This is a genomic window from Mesorhizobium sp. 131-2-1 (genome assembly GCF_016756535.1).
Taxonomy (GTDB): domain Bacteria; phylum Pseudomonadota; class Alphaproteobacteria; order Rhizobiales; family Rhizobiaceae; genus Mesorhizobium.
Window position 1 is genome coordinate 2,116,275 of the sequence record NZ_AP023247.1, and the last position, 21,462, is coordinate 2,137,736.

Annotated in this window: 20 protein-coding genes; 12 read left to right on the forward strand and 8 right to left on the reverse strand. The window is 63.7% G+C overall.

Annotated features, from left to right (window positions below; translation table 11 throughout):
- Nucleotides 1–41: 41 nt before the first annotated feature.
- Nucleotides 42–668 (forward strand): MraY family glycosyltransferase, encoded by a 627-nt coding sequence (locus JG743_RS10295; RefSeq protein WP_244673102.1) that lies wholly within the window; start codon nucleotides 42–44, stop codon nucleotides 666–668.
- An 80-nt stretch (nucleotides 669–748) separates the two neighbouring features.
- Here the strand turns inward: JG743_RS10295 and JG743_RS10300 are convergent, their stop codons facing one another.
- The 4 genes from JG743_RS10300 to JG743_RS10315 all read right to left on the reverse strand — a co-directional run bounded on the left by JG743_RS10300 (nucleotide 749) and on the right by JG743_RS10315 (nucleotide 5,580).
- Nucleotides 749–1,858, reverse strand: coding sequence for an alcohol dehydrogenase family protein (locus JG743_RS10300; protein ID WP_202300092.1), 1,110 nt, complete (start codon nucleotides 1,856–1,858; stop codon nucleotides 749–751).
- Nucleotides 1,859–1,866: 8 nt separating this feature from the next.
- Nucleotides 1,867–3,246, reverse strand: a complete 1,380-nt coding sequence (locus JG743_RS10305) for an aspartate aminotransferase family protein (RefSeq protein ID WP_202300093.1) — start codon at nucleotides 3,244–3,246, stop codon at nucleotides 1,867–1,869.
- 29 nt (nucleotides 3,247–3,275) lie between these two features.
- Nucleotides 3,276–4,769 (reverse strand): NAD-dependent succinate-semialdehyde dehydrogenase, encoded by a 1,494-nt coding sequence (locus JG743_RS10310; RefSeq protein WP_202300094.1) that lies wholly within the window; start codon nucleotides 4,767–4,769, stop codon nucleotides 3,276–3,278.
- Nucleotides 4,770–5,088: 319 nt separating this feature from the next.
- Nucleotides 5,089–5,580, reverse strand: a complete 492-nt coding sequence (locus JG743_RS10315) for an Lrp/AsnC family transcriptional regulator (protein WP_202300095.1) — start codon at nucleotides 5,578–5,580, stop codon at nucleotides 5,089–5,091.
- 83 nt (nucleotides 5,581–5,663) lie between these two features.
- Between JG743_RS10315 and ehuR the strand changes: the two genes are divergently transcribed.
- The 11 genes from ehuR to JG743_RS10370 all read left to right on the forward strand — a co-directional run bounded on the left by ehuR (nucleotide 5,664) and on the right by JG743_RS10370 (nucleotide 16,135).
- Nucleotides 5,664–7,049, forward strand: coding sequence for a MocR-like ectoine utilization transcription factor EhuR (gene ehuR / locus JG743_RS10320; protein WP_202300096.1), 1,386 nt, complete (start codon nucleotides 5,664–5,666; stop codon nucleotides 7,047–7,049).
- Nucleotides 7,050–7,204: 155 nt separating this feature from the next.
- Nucleotides 7,205–7,990: an ectoine/hydroxyectoine ABC transporter ATP-binding protein EhuA gene (ehuA, locus tag JG743_RS10325; protein WP_274608530.1), complete on the forward strand. Its 786-nt coding sequence runs from the start codon at nucleotides 7,205–7,207 to the stop codon at nucleotides 7,988–7,990.
- Nucleotides 7,991–8,113: 123 nt separating this feature from the next.
- Nucleotides 8,114–8,914, forward strand: coding sequence for an ectoine/hydroxyectoine ABC transporter substrate-binding protein EhuB (ehuB, locus tag JG743_RS10330; protein ID WP_244673184.1), 801 nt, complete (start codon nucleotides 8,114–8,116; stop codon nucleotides 8,912–8,914).
- Between the two features lie 136 nt (nucleotides 8,915–9,050).
- On the forward strand, nucleotides 9,051–9,710 hold the full coding sequence (ehuC, locus tag JG743_RS10335) for an ectoine/hydroxyectoine ABC transporter permease subunit EhuC (protein WP_202300098.1): 660 nt from the start codon (nucleotides 9,051–9,053) through the stop codon (nucleotides 9,708–9,710).
- 16 nt (nucleotides 9,711–9,726) lie between these two features.
- Entirely contained in the window at nucleotides 9,727–10,386 is a 660-nt protein-coding gene (ehuD, locus tag JG743_RS10340; protein ID WP_202300099.1) for an ectoine/hydroxyectoine ABC transporter permease subunit EhuD, read from the forward strand.
- 5 nt (nucleotides 10,387–10,391) lie between these two features.
- A complete protein-coding gene (gene eutA, locus JG743_RS10345; RefSeq protein ID WP_202300100.1) occupies nucleotides 10,392–11,171 on the forward strand; it encodes an ectoine utilization protein EutA in 780 nt (259 codons plus the stop codon).
- Nucleotides 11,168–12,163 (forward strand): hydroxyectoine utilization dehydratase EutB, encoded by a 996-nt coding sequence (eutB, locus tag JG743_RS10350; RefSeq protein WP_202300101.1) that lies wholly within the window; start codon nucleotides 11,168–11,170, stop codon nucleotides 12,161–12,163. The genes eutA and eutB overlap by 4 nt, the downstream gene beginning before the upstream one ends.
- Nucleotides 12,160–13,152 carry a cyclodeaminase gene (locus tag JG743_RS10355; protein WP_202300102.1) on the forward strand — a complete coding sequence of 331 codons (993 nt, stop codon included), beginning with the start codon at nucleotides 12,160–12,162 and terminating at the stop codon, nucleotides 13,150–13,152. The genes eutB and JG743_RS10355 overlap by 4 nt, the downstream gene beginning before the upstream one ends.
- A 38-nt stretch (nucleotides 13,153–13,190) precedes the next feature.
- Nucleotides 13,191–14,369, forward strand: coding sequence for an ectoine hydrolase DoeA (doeA, locus tag JG743_RS10360; RefSeq protein ID WP_202300103.1), 1,179 nt, complete (start codon nucleotides 13,191–13,193; stop codon nucleotides 14,367–14,369).
- A 5-nt stretch (nucleotides 14,370–14,374) separates the two neighbouring features.
- Nucleotides 14,375–15,376, forward strand: a complete 1,002-nt coding sequence (gene doeB / locus JG743_RS10365) for a N(2)-acetyl-L-2,4-diaminobutanoate deacetylase DoeB (protein ID WP_202300104.1) — start codon at nucleotides 14,375–14,377, stop codon at nucleotides 15,374–15,376.
- Between the two features lie 402 nt (nucleotides 15,377–15,778).
- Nucleotides 15,779–16,135, forward strand: coding sequence for a hypothetical protein (locus JG743_RS10370; protein ID WP_202300105.1), 357 nt, complete (start codon nucleotides 15,779–15,781; stop codon nucleotides 16,133–16,135).
- A 304-nt stretch (nucleotides 16,136–16,439) separates the two neighbouring features.
- Here JG743_RS10370 and JG743_RS10375 read toward each other — a convergent pair whose 3' ends face one another.
- The 4 genes from JG743_RS10375 to JG743_RS10390 form a co-directional block, all read right to left on the reverse strand.
- Complete coding sequence (locus tag JG743_RS10375) at nucleotides 16,440–18,266, reverse strand: patatin-like phospholipase family protein (RefSeq protein ID WP_202300106.1); 1,827 nt, start codon at nucleotides 18,264–18,266, stop codon at nucleotides 16,440–16,442.
- Between the two features lie 330 nt (nucleotides 18,267–18,596).
- Nucleotides 18,597–19,412, reverse strand: coding sequence for an oxidoreductase (locus JG743_RS10380; RefSeq protein WP_202300107.1), 816 nt, complete (start codon nucleotides 19,410–19,412; stop codon nucleotides 18,597–18,599).
- A gap of 67 nt (nucleotides 19,413–19,479) precedes the next feature.
- The gene (gene fabF / locus JG743_RS10385) at nucleotides 19,480–20,781 is read right to left on the reverse strand and encodes a beta-ketoacyl-ACP synthase II (protein WP_202300108.1); all 1,302 of its coding nucleotides are present in this window, start codon (nucleotides 20,779–20,781) and stop codon (nucleotides 19,480–19,482) included.
- 46 nt (nucleotides 20,782–20,827) lie between these two features.
- Nucleotides 20,828–21,406 carry a TetR/AcrR family transcriptional regulator gene (locus JG743_RS10390; protein WP_202302557.1) on the reverse strand — a complete coding sequence of 193 codons (579 nt, stop codon included), beginning with the start codon at nucleotides 21,404–21,406 and terminating at the stop codon, nucleotides 20,828–20,830.
- Nucleotides 21,407–21,462 lie beyond the last annotated feature (56 nt).

Here is a 21,462-nt window from a genome sequence, read left to right on the forward strand (position 1 = left end):
GGCACACATCGGGCGAGGTTCCTCGGCTGGCGGGACCCGCCATGCTGATAGCGATGTCCCCCTGGCTACCCGTCGAGCATATTCTTCTGCTGGCTGCATTCTGCCTGATCGGCGCGCTCGATGACGTCCGATCGCTTTCTGCCGGTGCCAAGGCAGCGGCACTGGCCGCAGCGGCAATCCTTGCCGGGACTGTCACGGGCTTGTGGTGGGTTCCGATCGTCACCTGGGTGGCCTGCAACGCGGTCAATATGCTTGACCATGCAGATGGTCTCGCCGCGAGCGCAGTTGCAGCGGCGTTTCTGGGTCTGGGCGGCGATGTGGGAATGGCCGGCGCCGGCGCCTGCGTCGGCTTCCTTTGCTTCAACTATCCGCCCGCGCGCGTTTTCATGGGCGACAGCGGCAGCCTTCTGCTCGGGGCGGCAATCGTGCTTTACGCCTCTGAGAGAGGGTTCGGCTTGTCATTGGCCTGGATCGCGATTCCGCTGATAGATGCCGTGTTCGTCATAATTCGCCGCCTGCGGCAAGGGCGCCGGCCATGGATTGGCGGCACGGATCATCTTGGCCACACTTTGCTGCGCATGGGCGTGAGCAACAAGGCTTTGCCGGCCCTATACGCAGCGGCGACGCTGGCCACGGGACTGGCGTTCTCTGCCTGGTACAACGCATAAACCCTATGAATTGGCGTTGCTCACGCTCAGCAGACAGCGATCGAATTGCTCACAATTGGAAGTGACGGACCTTCTATGGATCAATGATTCTGGCCGCCGCGCCACATCGCATCCGGCACCACCACCAGCTTGCCGACAAACGCCTTGGCCACGAAGTCGCTCTGCGCACGATGGAAGTCCGACAGTCTGTAGACGCCGCCGACTAAGGGCCGGATCTTCTTTTCTTCGATGTAACGCACTATGCGGCGGAAATCCGCCCGCGTGCCCTGGCTCGAACCGTGCAGTTGCAGCTGCTTCAGATACATGGTGCGCAGGTCGAGCTGTACCACCGGCCCGGCGATTGCTCCGGCAGTTGTGTAGCGGCCTTCTGGCCGCAGGATACGAAGCAGATCGTTGAAGATGGCGCCGCCGACGAGGTCGGCGACCACATCGATGGCTTGGCCGCCAGTCGCCTCTGCGACTGCCGCCGGCAGGTCGGCAACACCGCGCGTGATGACCTTCTCGGCGCCGATGGCAAGCACTGCCTGTTCCTTGCCCTCGCCGACGACGGCATAGGGAATGGCGCCGCGAGCGCGCGCCAGCTGCACGATGCCAGACCCGACACCACCTGACGCGCCGGTGACCAGGATGCGCTCGCCTGCCTTCAGTGCGGCGCGCTCCAGCATCTGCTCGCCGGTTAGATAGGCGCAGCAGAAGGTAGCGAGCTCGACATCGCTGAGCTCGGTATCAACGACATGCGCGTTCTCGGCCGGCAGGGCCTGGTATTCGGCGTAGCCGCCGTCCCGGCCATGGCCCATATAGTCGATGTCAGCCAGCGAATCGTCGTCGCGATTGTAGATGGAGAAATCGACCATTACCCGCTCGCCGATACGATCGGGCGACACGCCGTCGCCAACGGCGACGATCGTTCCAATCGTGTCGGCGCCCTGGATGCGCGGAAAAGTCAGCGTGTTGCCCTGGCGGCGCCAGGTTGACATAGCGGCCGCGTCCTCTTCCGTGCCATAGGCGCCCTGACGCACCCACACATCGGTGTTGTTCATGCCGCAGGCGCTGACCTTGACCAGCACTTCGCCGGCAGCCGGCGCGGGCACCTTGACGTCGGTGCGGTAGACGAGCTTTTCCGGACCGCCATGGTCGGTGAGCTGCACCGCGGCCATGGTGGCTGGAATGGTTCTGGTCATGGCATTCATCCCGAGTCTCAGAGGCTCGCGAACACGCTCTTCACCGCGTCCGCCGTCTTCGTCACCACCGTGTCGGCTTCCTCGCGCGTCAGGCAGAGCGGCGGCGCGAAGCCGAGGATGTCGCCCTGCGGCATGGCGCGGCCGAGGACGCCGCCGACGGCGAGTGCCACAGCGATCTGCGGCCCCACTTTGAGCGCCGGATCGAAGAAGACGCGGTCGTCGCGGTCCTTGACGAATTCGATCGCCGCCAGCATGCCGTCACCACGCACCTCGCCGACATTTCTGTGGCCGCCGACGGCTTTGGCGAGCTCGGCGCGGAAATAGGCGCCGGTCTCGCCGGCATTCCTGACCAGGTCCATCTCGTCGATCAGTTCGAGATTGGCGACACCGGCGGCAACGCAGATCGGATGCGCCGAATAGGTCCAGCCATGGCCAAGCGAGCCCAGCTTGTCGGAACCCTGGACCAGCACCTGCCAGACCTTGTCGGAGACGATGACGCCGGAAAGCGGCGCATAGGCCGAGGTGAGGCCCTTGGCGATGGTGATCAGGTCTGGCCTGATGCCGTAATGGTCGGAGCCGAACATCGTGCCCAGCCGGCCGAAGCCTGTCACCACTTCGTCGGCGATGAGCAGCACGTCGTACTTCTTCAGCACGGCCTGGATCTTTTCCCAGTAGCCGGCCGGCGGCGGCACGATGCCGCCGGTGCCGAGGATCGGCTCGCCGATGAAGGCGGCGACCGTGTCCGACCCTTCGGCGAGGATCATTTCCTCCAGCTTATCGGCGCAATATTGCGAGAACTGCTCCTCGCTCTGCGAGCGGTCGGCGCGGCGGAAATAGTACGGCGCCTCGGTGTGCAGGATCGGCGCGCGCGGCAGGTCGAAGGCGTTGTGGAACAGGTCCAGCCCGGTCAGCGATCCGGTCATCACGCCGGAGCCGTGATAGCCGCGCCAGCGCGAGATGATCTTCTTCTTCTCCGGCCGTCCAAGAACGTTGTTGTAATACCAGATCAGCTTGATGTTGGTCTCGTTGGCGTCGGAGCCGGAGAGGCCGAAATAGACCCTCGACATGCCCTCAGGCGCACGGTCGACGATCATCTTGGCCAAGGTGATCGACGCCTCGGTGCCGTGGCCGACATAGGCGTGATAGTAGGCGAGGTTCTTGGCCTGTTCAGCGATGGCGTCGGCGATCTTCTGGCGTCCATAGCCGACATTGACGCAATAGAGCCCGGCAAAGGCGTCGATGCTCTTCTTGCCGGTGTTGTCCCAGACGGTGACGCCTTCGCCGCCGGCCATGACGCGCGCCGGCGATTCGCCCCGCGCATGGGTGCCCATATGGGTCGAGGGATGGAAGAAATGGTCGCGGTCCCAGGCGGCGAGTTCGTTGGACTGTTCGAGCATTTTTTGACTCCTTGAAGTTCCGGGATAGCCTACGCCACGTCCAGGCAAAGGTACTTGAGGTCGGTGAAAGCTTCGAGCCCGTGGCGCGAGCCTTCGCGGCCGATGCCGGACTGCTTGACGCCGCCGAACGGGATCGGCGCGCCGGTGATCTTCACCCGGTTGATGGCGATCATGCCGTAGTCGAGGGCGCGGCCCATGCGCGCCTGCCGGGCGCCGTTCGCGGTCACGACATAGGCGACGAGGCCGTATTCAGTGGCGTTGGCGCGGACGACGACCTCGGCCTCGTCGTCGAAGGGCGTCACGGCGGCGACCGGGCCAAAAGTTTCCTCGCGCATGATCAGCGCTTCGTCCGGCACGTCGACGAGCAACGTCGGCTGGTAGAACAGCGGCCCGGCTACATGGCGCTTGCCACCAGTCAGGCAACGCGCGCCGTGGGCGAGGGCATCGGTCACCTGCTCCTCCACCTTCTTGACGGCGCGTTCGTGCATCAGCGGCCCGATATCTGCGTCGCCCGAAAGCCCGTTGCCGGTGCGAAGCTGCTCGATGCGGTGGGCGAAGACAGCGCAGAACCGGTCATAGATCGGTCGCTGCACATAGATGCGGTTGGCGGCCAGGCAATCCTGGCCGGAGGTGGCGAATTTGGCGTCGAGCGCGATCGCAACCGCTTTGTCGATATCGGCGTCGTCGAACACGATCAGCGGTGCATGGCCGCCGAGCTCCATCACCAGCCGCTTCATCGTCAGCGCACTTTGCGCGGCGATCAGCCGGCCGATTTCGGTCGAGCCGGTGAAGCTCATGGCGCGCACGCGGACATCCTCGCACATCCGCCCGACGATAGCGCGGGCATTGCCGGTGACGACATTGAAGACGCCGGCAGGCAGCCCGGCGCGCTCGCCGAGTTCGGCCAGCGCCAGCGCCGACAGCGGCGTTTCCGACGAAGGATGCGCGACGATGGTGCAGCCGGCGGCAAGGGCGGCGGCCGCCTTGCGGGTGAGCATCGCCGACGGGAAATTCCACGGCGTGACGACGCCTACGACGCCAAGCGGCTCGCGCCGCACCGTCATCTCGGCGCCCGGCAGGTGGCTGGTGACGCTTTCGGCGTTGAGGCGTTTGGCTTCCTCGGCATACCACTCGACGAAGGAGGCGGCGTAGTCGATCTCGCCAAGCGACTCCTTCAGCGCCTTGCCCTGTTCCAGCGTCATCAGCAGCGACAGATCCTCTTTGGCGGCAATAATCAGCTCGAACCATTTTCTAAGGATTCTGGCGCGCTCCTGCGGCAGCAGCGCCCGCCAGGCCGGAAAGGCGCGCGAAGCGGCATCGATCGCCTTTGTCGTCTGCCCGGCATCGAGTGCGGCGACGAAGGCGACGGTGGCACCAGTCGCCGGATCGGTGACCTCAAAACTTTCCGCCGCCTCGCTCGCCGTCCAATGGCCGTCGACATAGGCGAGCGCGCGCAGCAGCCGGCGGTCGGAAAGGCCGTCTAGGGCTTCATGGCGGTTCGTGCGGGCAAGATGCGCGGACATCGATCAGGTCTCCCGGTGCCGAGGCAATGCGGAGAGACTAGCCGCGCCGTTGAGACAGAGAGGCTGTTTCGGCAGCCGCACGTAGAGAGATTGTCTCTATTTGTCCGGAGGCGCGGATGATCTCTCTAGCTTGCCGGCTGGTGGGTGCCACCAAGCGGTGAAAATTGCCCGAGCCTCCTCAACTTCGTCGTCCTTGGGCGAAGCAGGAGCGCAACTGGGGTCTGCGCTGCGTCGCTTCGCTCCTTGCTCCGCCCGTGGATGACGAAGCGACGGACGTTTCGACCAATCTCGCGGGTGTGCGATCCGGGAGATGTAGCCCTCACGCTTGCCCCGGCAGCAGATCCGCCACCGGCAGCACGGTCTCCTCCTTCACCGTCTTGGTGACGATGTAGGTGAAGTAGCGGTCGATGCCGATCTCGCGCTCGAGCAAGGCGTCGACCAGCCGCTGATAGGCATCGATGTCGCGCGCCATCACCTTCAACACATAGTCGACGCCGCCGCCCACCGACCAGCAGGCGACGATCTCGGGGATGTCGCGGATAGCGCGTTCGAAGCGGTCGAAATCGGCCTGGCGGTGGCTGGCCAGCGTTACCTCCATCAGCACGGTGGCGACGGGGGCGACGGCGCGCATGGCGACCCTGGCATGGTAGCCGGAGACGATGCCAACCTTCTCCAGCTTGCGCAGCCGCATCCAGCACGGCGTCGGCGACAGGCCGACCTTGTCGGCCAGGGCCAGCTTGGTGATGCGCCCGTCGCGCTGGATGGCGTCGAGGATTTTGAGGTCGATCGGATCGAGTTTCGCTGCGGCCATGGGCGTCCACTTTTTGCTGCCCAACACCATGGGGGCGCATGATTTCGATTGTCAATTGCACTGATTTCGATCTCTAATAAGTCATGACATTGTGGCAGCCCGATCCCGCCCTCATCCGCCGGCCGGCCTATCAGTCGCTCGCCGACCAGTTCGCCCGCGCCATCCATGATGGGCGCCTCGCCAACGGCGTCCGGCTGCCGACGCATCGCCGGCTAGCTGAAGACCTGAATTTGTCGGTGCAGACGGTGAGCCGCGCCTATGAAGAGCTGATCCGGCGCGGCCTGATTTCAGGTGAGATCGGCCGCGGCAGCTTCGTCCAGACGCAGCGCCGCGAGGAGGAGCCGCCCTACATTCCCGAGCGGCTGGGCGAGGTCATCGACCTCTCGATCCTCAAGCCGGTCTGCGAGCCGATGCACCTGGAGCGGCTGAAGCAGGCGCTGGGCTGGCTCGCCGAAAACCTGCCGGCGAGCTCGGCGCTCTCCTTTCGCCCGAACATGGTCTTTCCGCGCCACCGCGCCGTTGCGATCGAGTGGCTGCGCCTTTGCGGCCTCGACGCCTCGCCGCAGAACGTCAGCCTGACCAACGGCGCCACCGCCGGCATGACGGTGGCGCTGATGAGCGTGGCGCCGCCCGGCTCGACGGTCGCCACCGAGGCCATCGGCCACCATACGCTGGTGCCGCTCGCCCGCTATCTCGGCTTCAACCTCGAAGGCCTGCCGATCGACGGCAACGGCCTGATCCCGGAAGCGCTCGACGAGGCCTGCCGTCTCTCCGACATCCGCGCCGTCTTCGTGCAGCCTTCGGTGATCAACCCGACGGCGACGCTTATGGACGCCAGGCGGCGCGAGGAGATCGCGGCGGTCGCGCGCAAGCATGACATCGCCATCATCGAGAACGACGTGCTGGGGCCGCTGGTCGAGGACCGGCCGCAGCCAGTCGCCGCCTTCGCGCCCGAGCGCACGCTCTACGTCACCTCCTTCACCAAGATCACCGTGCCTGGCCTGCGCATCGGCTACCTCGCGGCGCCCGACCGCTATGTCGCGGCGGTGGCCAACCGCCATCTCGTCTCGAACTGGATGGCGACACCGATGGTTGCCGAGATCGCCACACGCTGGGTGACCGATGGCACGGCGATGGAGCTGGTCCACTGGCAGCGCGCCGCGCTCAGGCGGCGCCAGGACATCGCCGCGGAAGTGCTCACCGGCCTCGACTACCGCGCCCATCGCGACGGGCTGCATTTGTGGCTGGAGCTGCCCGGCGACCGCGCCGAGGAGAGTTTTGTCTCGCAGGCGCGCCTGCGCGGCGTGGCGATCGCGCCCGGCACCTCGTTCCGCATCGCCGAAGCACCCTGGCATCCGGCCGTGCGCATCTCGCTGGGTTCGACCACCGAGGGGGAACTGCGCGCTGGCCTGAGCGTTGTCGCGAAGCTTCTGCTTGGCGATCCGGAACATCTCCTGCTCGCCATCTGATCATGTCGCCCGAAAGCGCAGCGATTTTTGGGCGCAAATTGCCCTGGGATTGGGCCGCGCCGGAAATATTGTCATGATATTATTTTCCTAATTGACATGATTTAGCGCGTTCCCCATCGTTAAGGGCATAGGCTTCTCCAGAACGGGGAAATTGATTGTCCGCGCCCATCATCAAGGTCGATGCCATTTCGAAAAGCTTCGGTGCCTTCAAGGTGCTGGACGGCCTGTCGATGCAGGTCATGCCGGGCGAGAAGCTGGCGCTGATCGGTCCGTCCGGCTCCGGCAAAACGACGATCCTGCGCATCCTGATGACGCTGGAGAAGATCGACGGCGGCCACATCCAGGTCGACGGCGAGCAACTCTACCACATGGAGCGCAACGGCCAGCTTCTGGCTGCCGACGAGCGCCATTTGGCGAAGATGCGCCAGAAGATCGGCATGGTCTTCCAGCTGTTCAATCTGTTCCCGCACAAATGCGTCATGGACAACGTAACGCTGGCACCGATGCTGACCAAGGGCGTGCCCCGCACCGCCGCCGAGAAGCGGGCGATGGAGCTGCTCGACATGGTCGGCATGGCCGACAAGGCCAAGGCGATGCCGGCCCAACTTTCCGGCGGCCAGAAGCAGCGCGTGGCGATTGCCCGCGCGCTGGCGCTGTCGCCGAAGATCATGCTGTTCGACGAGGTCACCTCGGCGCTCGATCCCGAACTGGTCGAGGAGGTGCTCAACGTCATGCGCAAGCTCGCCGCCGAGACCGACATGACGATGCTGCTCGTCACCCACGAAATGGGCTTTGCCCACGACTTCGCCGATCGGGTGCTGTTCTTCGACCGCGGCAAGATCGTCGAGGAAGGCAAGCCCGACGAGATTTTCCGCCATCCCAAACAGGAGCGCACGCAAGGCTTCCTGAAGAAGATCATCGCGGCCGGACATCGCGTCTGACCGCTTTGCAAAAGGCGACGCAGACGCCCCGAAGCAACGCAAACCAAGACAAGAAACAAGGACTTGGGAACAATGAAGAAGCTTGCCATTCTAGCCGGCGTCGCCGGCCTCGCGGTGACCACGATGCTGCTCGCCTCTGGCGCGCGTTCGGCCGACGACGCCAAGCTCGAGCAATTGAAGGGGCAGGGCTTCGCCCGTGTCGCCATCGCCAATGAGCCGCCCTATACCGCGGTGGCCGCCGACGGCAAGGTCTCGGGCGCAGCCCCGGACGTGGCGCGCGAGATTTTCAAGCGCCTCGGCGTCAACGACATCGTCGCCTCGATCTCGGAATACGGTGCGATGATCCCGGGCTTGCAGGCCGGCCGTTTCGACGTCGTCACCGCCGGCCTGTTCATGAAGCCGGAGCGCTGCGCGGCGGTCGCTTATTCCGAGCCGGTGCTTTGCGATGCCGAGGCGATGCTGGTCAAGAAGGGCAATCCGAAGGGCTTCAAGAGCTATGAGGACGTCGCCAAGGACTCGTCCGCAACCATCGGCGCGCCGGGCGGCGGCACCGAGGAGAAGCTGGCCCTCAATGCCGGCGTGCCGCGCGAGCGCGTCATCGTCGTGCCGGACGGCCAGAGCGGCCTGAAGATGCTGCAGGACGGCCGCATCGACGCCTATTCGCTCCCCGTCCTTTCGATCAACGACCTGGTCAAGAAGGCCAACGATCCGAACCTCGAAGTCATCGCCCCGGTCCAGGGTGCGCCGGTCTATTGCGATGGTGCGGCCTTCAAGAAGGGCGATGAGGCCTTGCGCGATGCTTATGATGTCGAACTGGCCAAACTGAAGAAGTCGGGCGAGTTCGCCAAGATCATCGAGCCCTACGGCTTCTCGGCCGCCGCCGCGATGTCGACGACGCGCGACAAGCTCTGCGCGGCGAAGTAGGCGCGTCCTTCCTTCTCCCCGTTCACGGGGGAGAAGGTGTCACGAAGTGACGGATGAGGGGCGGTGCCAGCATTCGAAGGTTAGTGCTGCCCCTCATCTGCCTGCCAAGACCCAACGTTTGGAAACATCTAGTTCAATGACCCAGTGGTCCGGCTATCTCGGCCTGATATTGCAGGGGGCGCTTGTCACCATCGAGCTGACGCTGATGGGGTCGGTGCTTGCGCTGATCATGGCCTTCCTGGCCGGCATGGGACGGCTGTCGCGCTTCTTCATCCTGCGCGCGCTCGCGACCGCCTATATCGAATTCTTCCGCGGCACCTCGATCTTCGTACAACTGTTCTGGGCCTATTTTGTGCTCCCCCTTGCCGGCATTTCACTGACGCCGCTGCAGGCCGGCGTGCTGGCGCTGGGCCTCAATGTCGGCGCCTATGCGGCGGAAGTGGTGCGCGGCGCCATCCAGTCGGTCGGCCGCGAGCAATATGAGGCCTGCATCGCGCTCAATCTCGGCCGCTGGCAGGGCATGCGCCATGTCATCCTGCCGCAGGCTTTGCTGGTCATGCTGCCGACCTTCGGCAACAACGCCATCGAATTGCTCAAGGCGACCTCGGTCGTCTCGCTGATCTCGCTCGCCGACCTGACCTTCCAGGCGCAGGTGGTACGCTCGCAGACCGGCAACACGCTGATGCCGTTCACCACCATTTTGATCATCTATTTCGTGCTGGCGCTCGTCATCTCCTGGGGTGTGCGCTCGCTGGAACGCCGCATGGCGCGCGGCATCGACGGAGTGCGTGTCTGATGGATTGGGCTCCGTAATGGATTGGGATTGGAATTTGGTCTGGGAAATCATGCCGACGCTGATCCAGGGTGTGAAGATCACCATCCTGGCGACGCTGCTCGGCTCGGTGCTGGCGGCGATCGTCGGTCTGGCCATCGCGCTGGCGCGGCGCTCGCCGAACCGGGCGGTATCGCGCTCCATCGGCTGGCTGGCCGAATTCATCCGCGGCACACCGCTTTTGGTGCAGCTCTATTTCATCTTCTACGTGCTGCCGGATTTCGGCATCCTGTTGCCGCCGCTTGTGGCTGGCGTCATCGGGCTCGGCCTGCATTACGGCACCTACACGGCGGAGGTCTACCGCGCAGGCATCGACAATGTGCCGCGCGGCCAGTGGGAAGCCGCCAAGGCCTGCAATCTTGGCGCCGGCCAAACCTGGACCCACATCATCCTGCCGCAGGCGATCCCGCCGATGATCCCGGCCTTGGCCAATTACTTCATCGCCATGTTCAAGGAGACGCCGCTGCTCTCTGCGATCACCGTGCTGGAGCTGATGAACCAGGCCAAGAGCGTCGCCAACACCTACTACCGCTATGTCGAGCCGATGACGCTGGTCGGCGCCTTCTTCCTGATTATCAGCCTTTTCTCGGTCGTGCTGCTGCGCTGGCTGGAACATCGCTACGGCAAGATCGAAAGGTAGTTTTGATGAAACCGCTGCCCGAAATCAGGCTGATGCCGACGAGGCCGACCCTAGACCTCCGCCCGCTGGAAAAGCGTGTCGGCCTGATCATCCTTGCCACCGACCACACCAGCGAACCGGATTTCCGCCGCATGGTGGCGAGCGACAAGATCGGCGTCTATGTCGCCCGCATCCCCTACAAGAACCCGACGACGCCGGAAAACCTGCGCAAGATGCAGCCTGAGCTGGAGGCCGCCGCCGCGCTCATCCTGCCGGACGAGTCGCTCGACGCCATCTGCTATTCCTGCACCTCCGCCTCGGTGGTGATCGGCGACGCCAAGATCGAGGCGGCGGTGCATGCCGCCAAGCCCAGCGTTGCAGTAGTGACGCCGCCGATGGCCGCCGTGCACGGACTGAAGGCGCTGGGCGCAAAAAGGATCAGCATCCTCACCCCTTACACCGCCGAGACCAGCCGGCCGATGGCGGCCTATTTCGCAGCGCGCGGCTTCGACATAATGAGCTTCTCTTGTCTCGGCTTTGAGGACGACCGCGAGATGGCCCGCATTGCGCCGGCCTCGCTCGTCGAACTGGCCGGCAAGGCAACCGATGCCGAGGCCGACGCGCTGTTCGTGTCCTGCACCGCGCTACGCTCGGCGCTCGCGGTCGCCGGCATGGAACGGGCCATCGGCCGCCCCGTCGTCACCAGCAACCAGGCCACTGCCTGGACCTGCCTGCGCCTCTGCGGCGACGCCACTCCACGCCCGGAATTCGGCCGCCTGATGACGCTGCCGCTGGGCCAGTCATGACGCGCGCCATCACCCTCAGCGACATCCGCGCCGCCCGCGAGCGCATTGCCGGCAAGGTCGAGCGGACGCCAACCCTGCAGTCGCAAAGCCTCTCGGATCGCGTCGGCCACCCCATCCACCTCAAGCTCGAGCACCATCAGACCACCGGTGCGTTCAAGCTGCGCGGCGCTTCCAACGCGATTGCTTCTCTGAGCCCAGAAGAAAGATCACGCGGCGTGGTCGCCGCTTCGACCGGCAATCACGGCCGCGCATTGGCGCATGCGGCGAGGCTCGAAGGCATCCGCGCCGTGATCTGCATGTCGCGGCTGGTGCCCGAGAACAAGCTCGACGCGATCCGTCGTCTCGGCGCCGAAATCCGCATCGTCGGCAACAGCCAGGACGATGCGCAGAAGGAGGTCGACACACTTGTCGCCGAACAGGGCCTGGTCATGCTGCCGCCCTTCGACCATGCCGACATCATTGCCGGCCAGGGCACGCTCGGTCTCGAGATCATCGAGCAGGTTCCGGACGCGGGTAGCGTGCTGGTGCCGCTGTCGGGCGGCGGGCTGGCGTCCGGTGTCGCCGCTGCCGTGAAGGGCGTCAGCCCCGGCACCAAGGTCATCGGCGTGTCGATGGCGCGTGGCGCCGCGATGAAAGCGAGCCTCGACGCCGGCCGCCCGGTTGAGGTCGAGGAACCACCGACGCTGGCGGATTCGCTCGGCGGCGGCATCGGTCTCGACAACCGGCTGACCTTTGGCATGTGCCGCGACCTGCTCGACGATGTTATTCTGCTTTCCGAGGACGAGATCGCCGCCGGCATCCGCCACGCCTATCAGGAGGAGCGCGAGATTGTCGAGGGCGCCGGCGCGGTCGGCATCGCCGCGCTGCTTGCCGGCAAGGTCGGCGTGAGCGGCCCAACGGTTCTCGTCCTCTCCGGTCGCAACATCGACATGGGCCTGCATCGCCGGATCGTTTGTGGTGAGAACCCCTCATTTGCGGAGCGTGCTGCATGAACCGGATGATGATCCTCACCGAGGCCGAACTGCGCAACATCGTTGCGCTGGATCTCGATGCCGTCGCCTGCGTCGAGAACGCCTTCCGAGCGCTTGCTACCTTGCCGGTGGCGATGCCGCCGATCTTGCGGCTCGACATTCCCGAGCATCACGGCGAGGTCGACGTGAAGTCCGCCTATGTGCCCGGCATCGACGGCTTCGCCGTCAAGATCAGCTCCGGCTTCTTCGACAATCCGAAGCTCGGCCTGCCAAGCGGCGGCGGCATGATGGTGCTGCTCTCGGCGAAGACCGGGCAGGTCGAGGCGCTGCTGCTCGACAATGGCTATCTCACCGACATCCGCACCGCCGCCGCCGGCGCGGTCGCGGCGAAACACCTGTCGCGGCCGGACTCCGCCGTCGCCGCGATCTTTGGCGCCGGCCTCCAGGCCGGGCTGCAGCTCGAGGCGCTGCGCCTCGTGCGGCCGATCGAAGAAGCCCGCATCTGGGCGCGCGATGCCGCCAAGGCCGAGGCCACCGCTGCCCGCCTGCGCGAGAAACTGGGCATCATGGTACGCGCCGAGCCGGACGCGGCAAATGCGGCTGGCGGCGCCGACATCATCGTCACCACCACGCCCTCGACCGAGCCGTTGATCAAGGCCGGTTTCATCGTGGCTGGCCAGCACATCACCGCCATGGGCTCGGACGCCGAGCACAAGAACGAGATCGCGCCGGCGATCCTGCGCATGGCGGATCTCTATGTCGCCGACAGCGCCAGGCAAACGCGGCGTCTCGGCGAACTGCATCACGCCATCGCAGCCGGCGTGATGGAAGCCGACGCCGATGTGACCGAACTCGGCCAGATCATCGCGCGCGATAAGCACGGCCGGCGCACGCCCGCCGACATCACCATCGCCGACCTCACGGGCACCGGTGTGCAGGACACGGCGATTGCCACGCTCGCCCGCGACCGCGCGCGGGCGGCCAAGTCTGGAACCATTCTCGAAAGCTGATGCTGGCCGCGGGGCCTAACAAACGAGGACCAAGAACAATGCAGCCTGCCTTGAAATTTTCGCGAGGGGAGTATGCGGAACGCCTCGCCAAGACCCGGAAAGCTATGGAGACCAAGGGCGTCGATCTTTTGATCGTCAGCGATTCCTCCAACATGGCCTGGCTGACCGGCTATGACGGCTGGTCGTTCTACGTCCATCAGGCCGTCATCGTGCCGCCCTCAGGAGAGCCCGTCTGGTATGGGCGCGGCCAGGACGCCAATGGCGCCAAGCGCACTGCTTATCTCGCCCACGACAACATCGTCGGCTATGCCGACCACTACGTGCAGTCGACCGAACGCCATCCGATGGATTACCTCGCCATTGTGCTTGCCGAGCGCGGCTGGGGCAAGCTGACCATCGGCGTCGAGATGGATAATTACTGGTTCTCGGCCGCCGCCTTCGCCTCGCTGCAGAAGCATCTGCCCAATGCCCGCTTTGTCGATGCCACCGCCCTGGTCAACTGGCAGCGCGCGGTGAAGAGTGCGACCGAAATCGACTATATGCGCAAGGCCGCCCGCATCGTCGAAGCCATGCACCAGCGCATCGTCGACAAGATCGAGGTCGGCATGCGCAAATGCGATCTCGTCGCCGAGATCTATGACGCCGGCACGCGCGGCGTCGACGGTATCGGCGGCGACTATCCGGCGATCGTGCCGCTGCTGCCCTCGGGTGCCGATGCCTCGGCGCCACATCTGACCTGGGACGACAGGCCGATGAAGTCGGGCGAGGGCACCTTCTTCGAGATCGCCGGCTGCTACAACCGTTACCACTGCCCGCTGTCGCGCACCGTCTTCCTCGGCAAGCCGACGCAAGCCTTCCTCGATGCTGAGAAGGCGACGCTGGAAGGCATGGAGGCCGGGCTTGCCGCGGCCAGGCCCGGCAACACCTGCGAGGACATCGCCAACGCCTTCTTTGCCGTGTTGAAGAGATACGGCATCGTCAAGGACAACCGCACCGGCTATCCGATCGGCCTGTCCTATCCGCCAGACTGGGGCGAGCGCACCATGAGCCTGCGCCCCGGCGACCGCACTGAGCTGAAACCCGGCATGACCTTCCATTTCATGACCGGCCTGTGGCTGGAGACGATGGGCCTCGAGATCACCGAATCCATCCTGATCACCGAGACCGGCGTCGAGTGCCTGGCCAATGTGCCGCGCAAACTGGTGGTGAAGGATTGAGCCCGATGTCCAGCCTTCGTCCCTCGCCGATCGCCCCGACCGTCGATTTCGACCGCGATGGCGTGCAGCACGGCTTCCTGCGCCTGCCCTACAGCCGCGACGATTCGGCCTGGGGTTCGGTGATGATCCCGATCTGCGTCATCCGCAACGGCAAGGGACCGACCGCCCTGCTCACCGGCGGCAATCATGGCGACGAGTATGAAGGGCCGCTGGCGCTCTACGACCTTGCCCGCACGCTCGATCTGAAAGAGGTCAGCGGCACGGTGATCATCGTGCCGGCGATGAACTACCCGGCCTTCCGTGCCGGCACCCGCACCTCGCCGATCGACAAGGGGAACATGAACCGCAGCTTCCCCGGCCGTCCCGACGGCACGGTGACGGAAAAGATCGCCGATTATTTCCAGCGCGAATTGCTTCCCCGCGCCGACCTCGTGTTCGATTTCCACTCCGGCGGCAGGACGCTGGATTTCGTGCCGTTCTGCGCCGCACACACGTTGCCCGACAAGGCGCTGGAGCAGAAAGCCTTTGACGCGGTCGCGGCATTCTCGGCACCGTTCTCGATGCGCATGATCGAGATCGACTCCGTGGGTATGTACGACACGGCAGCAGAGGAGATGGGCAAGGTCTTCGTCAGTACCGAACTCGGTGGTGGCGGAACATCTCGAGCCGAAACCGTGCGAATCGCACGGCGCGGCATTCTCAACGTGTTGCGCCATGCCGGCATCGTCGATGGTGCGGTCGAGAGGACTCAAACTCAGTGGCTCGATATGCCGTCCGGCGATTGCTTCTCCTTTGCCGAGGACGACGGAATGATCGAGACCATGGTGGATCTCGGGGAGACGGTGGAAGAGGGTCAAGTCGTGGCGCGCGTTCACTCAACCGGCCGCACCGGTAACGCTCCCCAGGAAATCAAGGCAAGACTATCGGGCCTGCTGGCCGCGCGTCACTTTCCGGGCTTGGTCAAAGCGGGGGACTGTGCCGCTGTGATTGGCGTTTTAGTCTCGTGATCATTTCGCCCTGTCCCAATTGCGCGCCAGTGCGCCGGCATCTCAGTTCCGGAACGAACTAGCTCCTCCGATCGCGCGCTGCCGCCGCGATTAACATGCGAAGAGCAAGATGGAGTTGTCTGCCAAGATTCTGGCAGACAACTCCATTGGTCTAGCTGGATGGCAACCAGGGCCTGGGCAACGACGGGTCAAGGTGCCCGGGCAGCCACGCCGTCGCCTCCAACCCCGACGCCCGCGCCAAGCTCATCGACAGGCCGCCGCCCGGCGTGTGGGAGGGGGCAGCTGCAGAGCGGATGCTTTTTGTCAGCAGACATGTGATCGCGTTGTAGTTCACCTCTGCGAACCGCTGCGCCGGTGCTACGGTGTGCCAGTATTCATGATCAGTCGGCAAGGATATGAGGCATGCCCAGAGTCACCCGCCGTACACTTCTTGCGTTCACCGCCGGTGCGTCTTTCGTTGAACCGACTTATGCTGAAGAGGAAGGTACCTCGCGCGAATTGCAGGCCCTGATCGCAACCCACGGGACCGCCTATGACGCGCTCCATAGGGTCGTCCACCAAGCGGACAGCAGCTGGCACGACCGCAAGAGTGCAGACCGAATTGAAGAGGAAGCACTGCTGGCCATCTGCTCCTATCCTGCGACCAGCCGAGGCGACCGCCGGGCCAAGGCCGAGTACCTGTTGACTGTTGAGTCACGGGGTGAACTCGACCTGCAAGAGCACATGCAGGCCATCTTGCACTCCATTGTGCGGACCTGATGGATCGCCCCTTCCCCGGTCAACCCGAAGGGCCGGGCAGGGGGGATCGAATGTGGGGCCCGATCATCCTCGAATGATTGCTCGTGGCGGATAGGAGCATCCTGTCGGTAGCGTCAGTCGTGCTGAAATTATTGAAAAATGTGGGGATTGGTAGCGGGAGACCGCTACATCGCGAGACCCAATATCGAAGAGGCATTCTTTTGCTATCGGAGGCACGCGGCTTAGTCGAAATTTTCCAATTTTGGGTACAGAGGTTAGCCGATAGCCTCCGTGAACCGCTTGAGCATAGTGGGACTGTGGTGCGCTAAGTATGTGCGTTACCGAGCACCGCCCGGAGCCCCGAGTCGTTCTGGCGGAGACGTTCCTCGATCCATTGCGCCGTGCGGTCGTAGGCCTCCGAAAACAACTCGGAATGCCGGCTCCAATCCATGAAGGTGCTCGAAACCTGCGGACAGACCAAGACATCCTCGTCGCCGACGGCAATGTCCTGCGGCCCGTGTGCCAGCATACTCGCAGCAATAACCTGAAGCATGCTCGGAACCTGCGGCAGGCGGGCACGGCCGAAAGGGTTCAGCAGGGCGACCGCCAGTTCCGATCTTCCGGGGATGCGGTCATAGTCGATGTGGTATTTTTGCGGTCCACTGGACCCAAAGCTCACGATGACATTGGGGCCGGTCTTGAGTTCCCTCATCTGTTCCAGCGGCAAATTGTTCATGATGGCGCCGTCCACCAGCATATCGCCGTCAGACGTAAAGAACGGCGGAAGGACACCCGGGAGCGAGCCGGATGCCCGAACGGCTTGCCAGAGTTTTCCACGACGGTGGACATGGGGCTGACGGCTGCTCAGATTGGTCGAAAGCGCAAAGAACGGAAGCCAAAGATCTTCGATCAGAACGTCGCCGTATTCCTCCCGAAGGGCTCGATCGAAGGCTTTGTGATCTAGAAGCGCGAAACGCGGCAAGGTGGGGCGCCGAAACGCCCGACTCTTGACAAATACGTTGTGCGTGCCGCGGTCGATCTGCTCCGCGTCCAACCCTCTTGCGAAGCCGGCCATCATCGCCGCTCCGGAACTCGTCCCGCCGAGATAGTCGAAGCGCCCGCCCGCCTCAACGAAGGCCTTGTAGACGCCCAGATGGGCGCTGCCCAGGGACCCACCCCCCGCCGCCACGAAGCCACGTGCTTTGCAGGAAATAAATCGGACCAGGCGCTGGATATCAGACGCGTCCTCCAGCGCAACATGATGATGCTGGCCGACATGGGGACGCTCATCGAGCCATGCAGAGGTGCCGGAGACCGCAGCCGAGCGATTGTCGTGAATCAAGACAAGCCGACCGGTCGATGGTGGATGGACCGATAGCGCCAATTCCTCGGATGTGTTCAAGCGAGGCGAGGAGGACGCGTTCGCTAGCAGCAGGACGGTATCGGCCTGGCGAATGCAGACTCGTGTCCATTCATTAGGTTCTTCATCGGCGACGTAGACAACGAATTCAGCTTGCGCCTCCAGTTCGTTCAACCAGTTAAGGACCGGCTGGTCGTCGATCGGACGACCTGCGAACTTCGCGTGGACGTCAAGCCGGGAAACGAACTGAGTGCGTGTGACCGCGCCGAACTCTTGCTGTAGGTGCCCGATGAAGACCGGTGAGATGCGACTTCCGCCGGCTGCGATGATGGCAAGCGTTCGGATCTTGGCAGGTTTCTGACGTGACAAAATCGGAGATTGCGTGGCGAACCGGCGCGCCAGAGATATTGTGACCGCCTCTCTCAGGTTCGGCAGAGCCTCGGCCGCCTTCTCGAAATGATTACGACTGATTTCAAGGACGATCGAATCGCGCGCTGCAAGTACAGTGGCCGTACGGGGCAGCCCTGCAAAGAAACCAATTTCGCCAACCAGTTCGCCCTGTGCGATCTCGGCGACCGAGCCAATCTGATCTCCTTTGTGTACCGTAAAGCGACCGGACAGCACGACGAAGAACCTGTCCGATGGATCGCCTTCGCGAACCAGGACCTCGCCGCGCCTTAGGACCCGACGGTCGGATTCGGCAGCCAAAGCCTCGAGCGCCAGCAACGACGCACGATCGAACATCAATGTCGCCGACAATAATCTCGCGGCGAGAGAATCGACGGAGGACATTTGAGCCATCCCGGGGACGCATTCGCTCCGGCAATTGTATCCCGTACCGCTCGTGTTTGCAGCGTCGCAAGGCCATGTCGCGTCCCATGTCGCACGGACTCGCCGATAGTCGCAGGAAACCCTTGGAAATCAACGGTAGCCAGTTGCGACATGCCGCGACATGAAATCAGCCGATCAGATGCATTCGATGGCACCTAAACGTCTGATTATTTTGAGAGAAATTTGGTAGCGGGAGCGCGCTACCGCCTTTCCCCCCACTCATCAGATCGGCGGTTCCGGCTCCGTTGTCTTGGATGAGGATTCATTGTGAATTGCCCGCAGCCGAAATCGTCAGACCGGCAGCCCGAGCTGCTTTCGAAGGCTTTTGTCGAATGCGGACGCGGGGACGAAGCGGCGCAGGAGACTGACCTGGCGCGCCATTTTGCCCGCCGCATAGCGCCTCTTGGGCGCGGGATCCGTCGCAGCCGCCAAAACGGTCTTGGCTACCACTTCGGGCGCATCGCCTTTCTCCATCGATTTCCGCACGGCTATGGTCATGCCAGCGCGCGCGGAGTCATAGACATCAAGCAACTGATCGGGGGCGGCCAGATTGTCCTCGAATGACGTACGGGTATAGGCGGGCTCCACCAACGACACGCGAATGCCGAACGGGCGCAATTCGTGATCGAGCGATTCGGAATAACCCTCAATGGCATGTTTGGTCGACGCGTAAAGCGCGAAATAAGGGGCGGGGATAAACCCCTGTACCGAGCTCAAATTAACGATTCTGCCCTTCCCTTGGCGTCGCATTGCCGGCAACACCGTGTTGGTCACGCGGAAAACGCCGAAGACGTTGACGTCGAACAGCGCCTGGGCCTGGGCGGTCGAGGATTCCTCCGCGCCGCCAAACAGACCCATGCCAGCATTGTTGACAAGCAGGTCGATGCGTCCGGCTTTGGCCAAAACGTCTTCAACCATTTTCGCAACGGACGCGTCGTCGGTCACGTCGCAGGTCAGCATGGTAACGCCGTCGGATTGTTTGGAGGCCGTGCGACGGCTGGTTCCGAATACGTGAAAGCCCGCGTTCCGTAGGGTGTTGGCGGTTGCGCGCCCGATGCCGGAGGACGCCCCTGTGACTAGGGCGACGCCAGGATTGGTCTTGTTCATGGAAATCATTTCCTTCTTTGCGTTGGATCGGGGTGGGAGAAAGCGTGAAAAGTCGGAGCAAAGGACGTCAGTCCTGACTGCCTCTGGCACTCGCGTCGGGCTGGTGGTTCCAGCGCCTGAACAAGGCGCTGGCATTCACGCCGCCAAAGCCGAAGCCATTGGAGATCGCGTACTCCATCTCCATTGGCCGGGGCTCGTTTGCGACGAAGTCGATGCCATCGGCGGCCGGATCGGGAGCGTTCAGATTGAGTGTCGGCGGCGCCACCTGGTCCCGGAGCGCCAGGATCGAGAAAATGGCACCAAGCCCGCCGGCCGCGCCCAGCAGGTGTCCGGTCGCGGATTTCGTTGCGCTGACAGCTATCGCGAAATCGCGCCCGAATACGCTCTTGATCGCTTCGATTTCACCCATGTCACCGACTGGCGTGGAGGTCGCATGCGCATTGAGATGACGAACCTCGCGCGCCGAAATCCCTGCCTGGGCAATCGCGATCTCCATGGCCCGGCGCGCACCGCCGCCGTCCTCGGGGCCAGAGGTGACGTGGTGGGCATCCGCCGTCGTGCCGTAGCCGACGAGCTCGGCGAACGGTTTTGCGCCGCGCGCCAGCGCATGGCTCAACGCCTCGATGACCAGCACGCCGGCTCCTTCGCCCATGACGAAGCCGTCCCGCGATATGTCGAAGGGACGCGAGGCTTGAGCCGGCGCCCAATTGAAGCCGGTTGAAAGAGAGCGTGCGGCAGCAAACCCGCCGAGACTGACTATGTTCATGCATGCTTCCGTGCCCCCGCACACGGCAATATCAGCCTCGTCCGCGCGGATGAGACGGGCGGCGTCGCCGATCGCCTGGATGCCGGCCGCACACGCCGTCACCGGTGCGCCCAATGGACCTTTGAAGCCATGACGGATTGAGATCTGGCCGGCTGCGAGGTTCACCAGGAAGGACGGCACCGTAAAGGGCGACAGGCGGCGGGCGCCACGCAGGTCGACAGTGCGCACCGCCTCGGTGATGGCGGGGAAGCCGCCAACCCCTGAGGCGATGATCGTTGCTGTGCGCAGGCGATCCGTTTCCAAGACAGGCTTCCATTTCGCCTGCGCAAGCGCCTCTTCCGCCGCCGCCAGCGCAAAGAGAATGAACCGATCTACCTTGCGCTGATCCTTCGCGGACAGGACGTCATCAGGATCGAAACCAGCGTCCGGATCTTCATCCAAGGAGGGAACCACGCCGCCGATCTTCGCCGGCAGGTCTCCCACCACATCGTCCGGAAGCCTACGGATGCCCGAACGACCGGCCAGCAGGCGCGACCATGAGGCTTCGACATTGGCAGCTAGGGGCGTGATCGCTCCCATGCCTGTAACAACAATCCGTCGCATCTATTCTCCTATCACTTGGGTGCGCCGACAGCGCTGCCCACGCCGTTCAAGCGGCGACTGCTGCGCGAACCTGATCGGTCGCCGCATCCAGAAAAGCCTGCGCAAGATCGGGATCGTTGACGACGCGCGAGAGGAGGACCGCGCCGACCATTGTCGAGAGAATGGCCTTGGCCTTGCCCCCGGCCTCATCATTGTCGGCCCCGCCAACCCAACTGCCGAGCATTTCAAGGTATTCCCTGATCCCGGCCTCGAATGACGCCTTCACCTCGGCGCCCTGTCTGGCAGCATCCGAGCCGAGCGCAACGACCGGGCAGCCGTCCATCCTTTCTCCGCGATGGCCCATGCTGAGATAGAATGAGGTCACTGCGTCGAGCGGATTCTCAGGGTTTGCCGCTGTTGCGGCCGACCATCGCTGGGTGGCGCTCTCCATCGCCCGCCTGGACGCCTGCGCGGCCAGATCCTCCTTTGACTCGAACTGCTTGTAAAAGGCGCCCTGGGTCAGCCCTGCACCCTTCATCAGATCCTTGAGGCCGATGCCGTCAAAGCCACGCTCCCGAAAAAGGCGGCTTGCCACATTGATCACGGTCTCGCGGTTTTCCGCGGCTTGAATTCGGCTCACGCGCATCATCGGTCTCCTTTTTTTTGATTGCGTTCGTAATCTATAATCGATATAGAAATCGA

What these genes read in the sequence shown, in the direction of transcription:
- ehuB (WP_244673184.1), top strand. Translation starts at nt 8,114, where the DNA reads ATGCTGCTCGCCTCTGGCGCGCGTTCGGCCGACGACGCCAAGCTCGAG.
- doeA (WP_202300103.1), top strand. Translation starts at nt 13,191, where the DNA reads ATGCAGCCTGCCTTGAAATTTTCGCGAGGGGAGTATGCGGAACGCCTC.
- ehuD (WP_202300099.1), top strand. Translation starts at nt 9,727, where the DNA reads ATGGATTGGGATTGGAATTTGGTCTGGGAAATCATGCCGACGCTGATC.
- JG743_RS10380 (WP_202300107.1), bottom strand. Translation starts at nt 19,412, where the DNA reads ATGAACAAGACCAATCCTGGCGTCGCCCTAGTCACAGGGGCGTCCTCC.
- JG743_RS10315 (WP_202300095.1), bottom strand. Translation starts at nt 5,580, where the DNA reads ATGGCCGCAGCGAAACTCGATCCGATCGACCTCAAAATCCTCGACGCC.
- doeB (WP_202300104.1), top strand. Translation starts at nt 14,375, where the DNA reads ATGTCCAGCCTTCGTCCCTCGCCGATCGCCCCGACCGTCGATTTCGAC.
- JG743_RS10295 (WP_244673102.1), top strand. Translation starts at nt 42, where the DNA reads ATGCTGATAGCGATGTCCCCCTGGCTACCCGTCGAGCATATTCTTCTG.
- JG743_RS10355 (WP_202300102.1), top strand. Translation starts at nt 12,160, where the DNA reads ATGAACCGGATGATGATCCTCACCGAGGCCGAACTGCGCAACATCGTT.
- fabF (WP_202300108.1), bottom strand. Translation starts at nt 20,781, where the DNA reads ATGCGACGGATTGTTGTTACAGGCATGGGAGCGATCACGCCCCTAGCT.
- ehuR (WP_202300096.1), top strand. Translation starts at nt 5,664, where the DNA reads ATGACATTGTGGCAGCCCGATCCCGCCCTCATCCGCCGGCCGGCCTAT.
- JG743_RS10310 (WP_202300094.1), bottom strand. Translation starts at nt 4,769, where the DNA reads ATGTCCGCGCATCTTGCCCGCACGAACCGCCATGAAGCCCTAGACGGC.
- JG743_RS10390 (WP_202302557.1), bottom strand. Translation starts at nt 21,406, where the DNA reads ATGCGCGTGAGCCGAATTCAAGCCGCGGAAAACCGCGAGACCGTGATC.
- eutA (WP_202300100.1), top strand. Translation starts at nt 10,392, where the DNA reads ATGAAACCGCTGCCCGAAATCAGGCTGATGCCGACGAGGCCGACCCTA.
- ehuC (WP_202300098.1), top strand. Translation starts at nt 9,051, where the DNA reads ATGACCCAGTGGTCCGGCTATCTCGGCCTGATATTGCAGGGGGCGCTT.
- JG743_RS10300 (WP_202300092.1), bottom strand. Translation starts at nt 1,858, where the DNA reads ATGAATGCCATGACCAGAACCATTCCAGCCACCATGGCCGCGGTGCAG.
- JG743_RS10375 (WP_202300106.1), bottom strand. Translation starts at nt 18,266, where the DNA reads ATGTCCTCCGTCGATTCTCTCGCCGCGAGATTATTGTCGGCGACATTG.
- JG743_RS10305 (WP_202300093.1), bottom strand. Translation starts at nt 3,246, where the DNA reads ATGCTCGAACAGTCCAACGAACTCGCCGCCTGGGACCGCGACCATTTC.
- eutB (WP_202300101.1), top strand. Translation starts at nt 11,168, where the DNA reads ATGACGCGCGCCATCACCCTCAGCGACATCCGCGCCGCCCGCGAGCGC.
- JG743_RS10370 (WP_202300105.1), top strand. Translation starts at nt 15,779, where the DNA reads ATGCCCAGAGTCACCCGCCGTACACTTCTTGCGTTCACCGCCGGTGCG.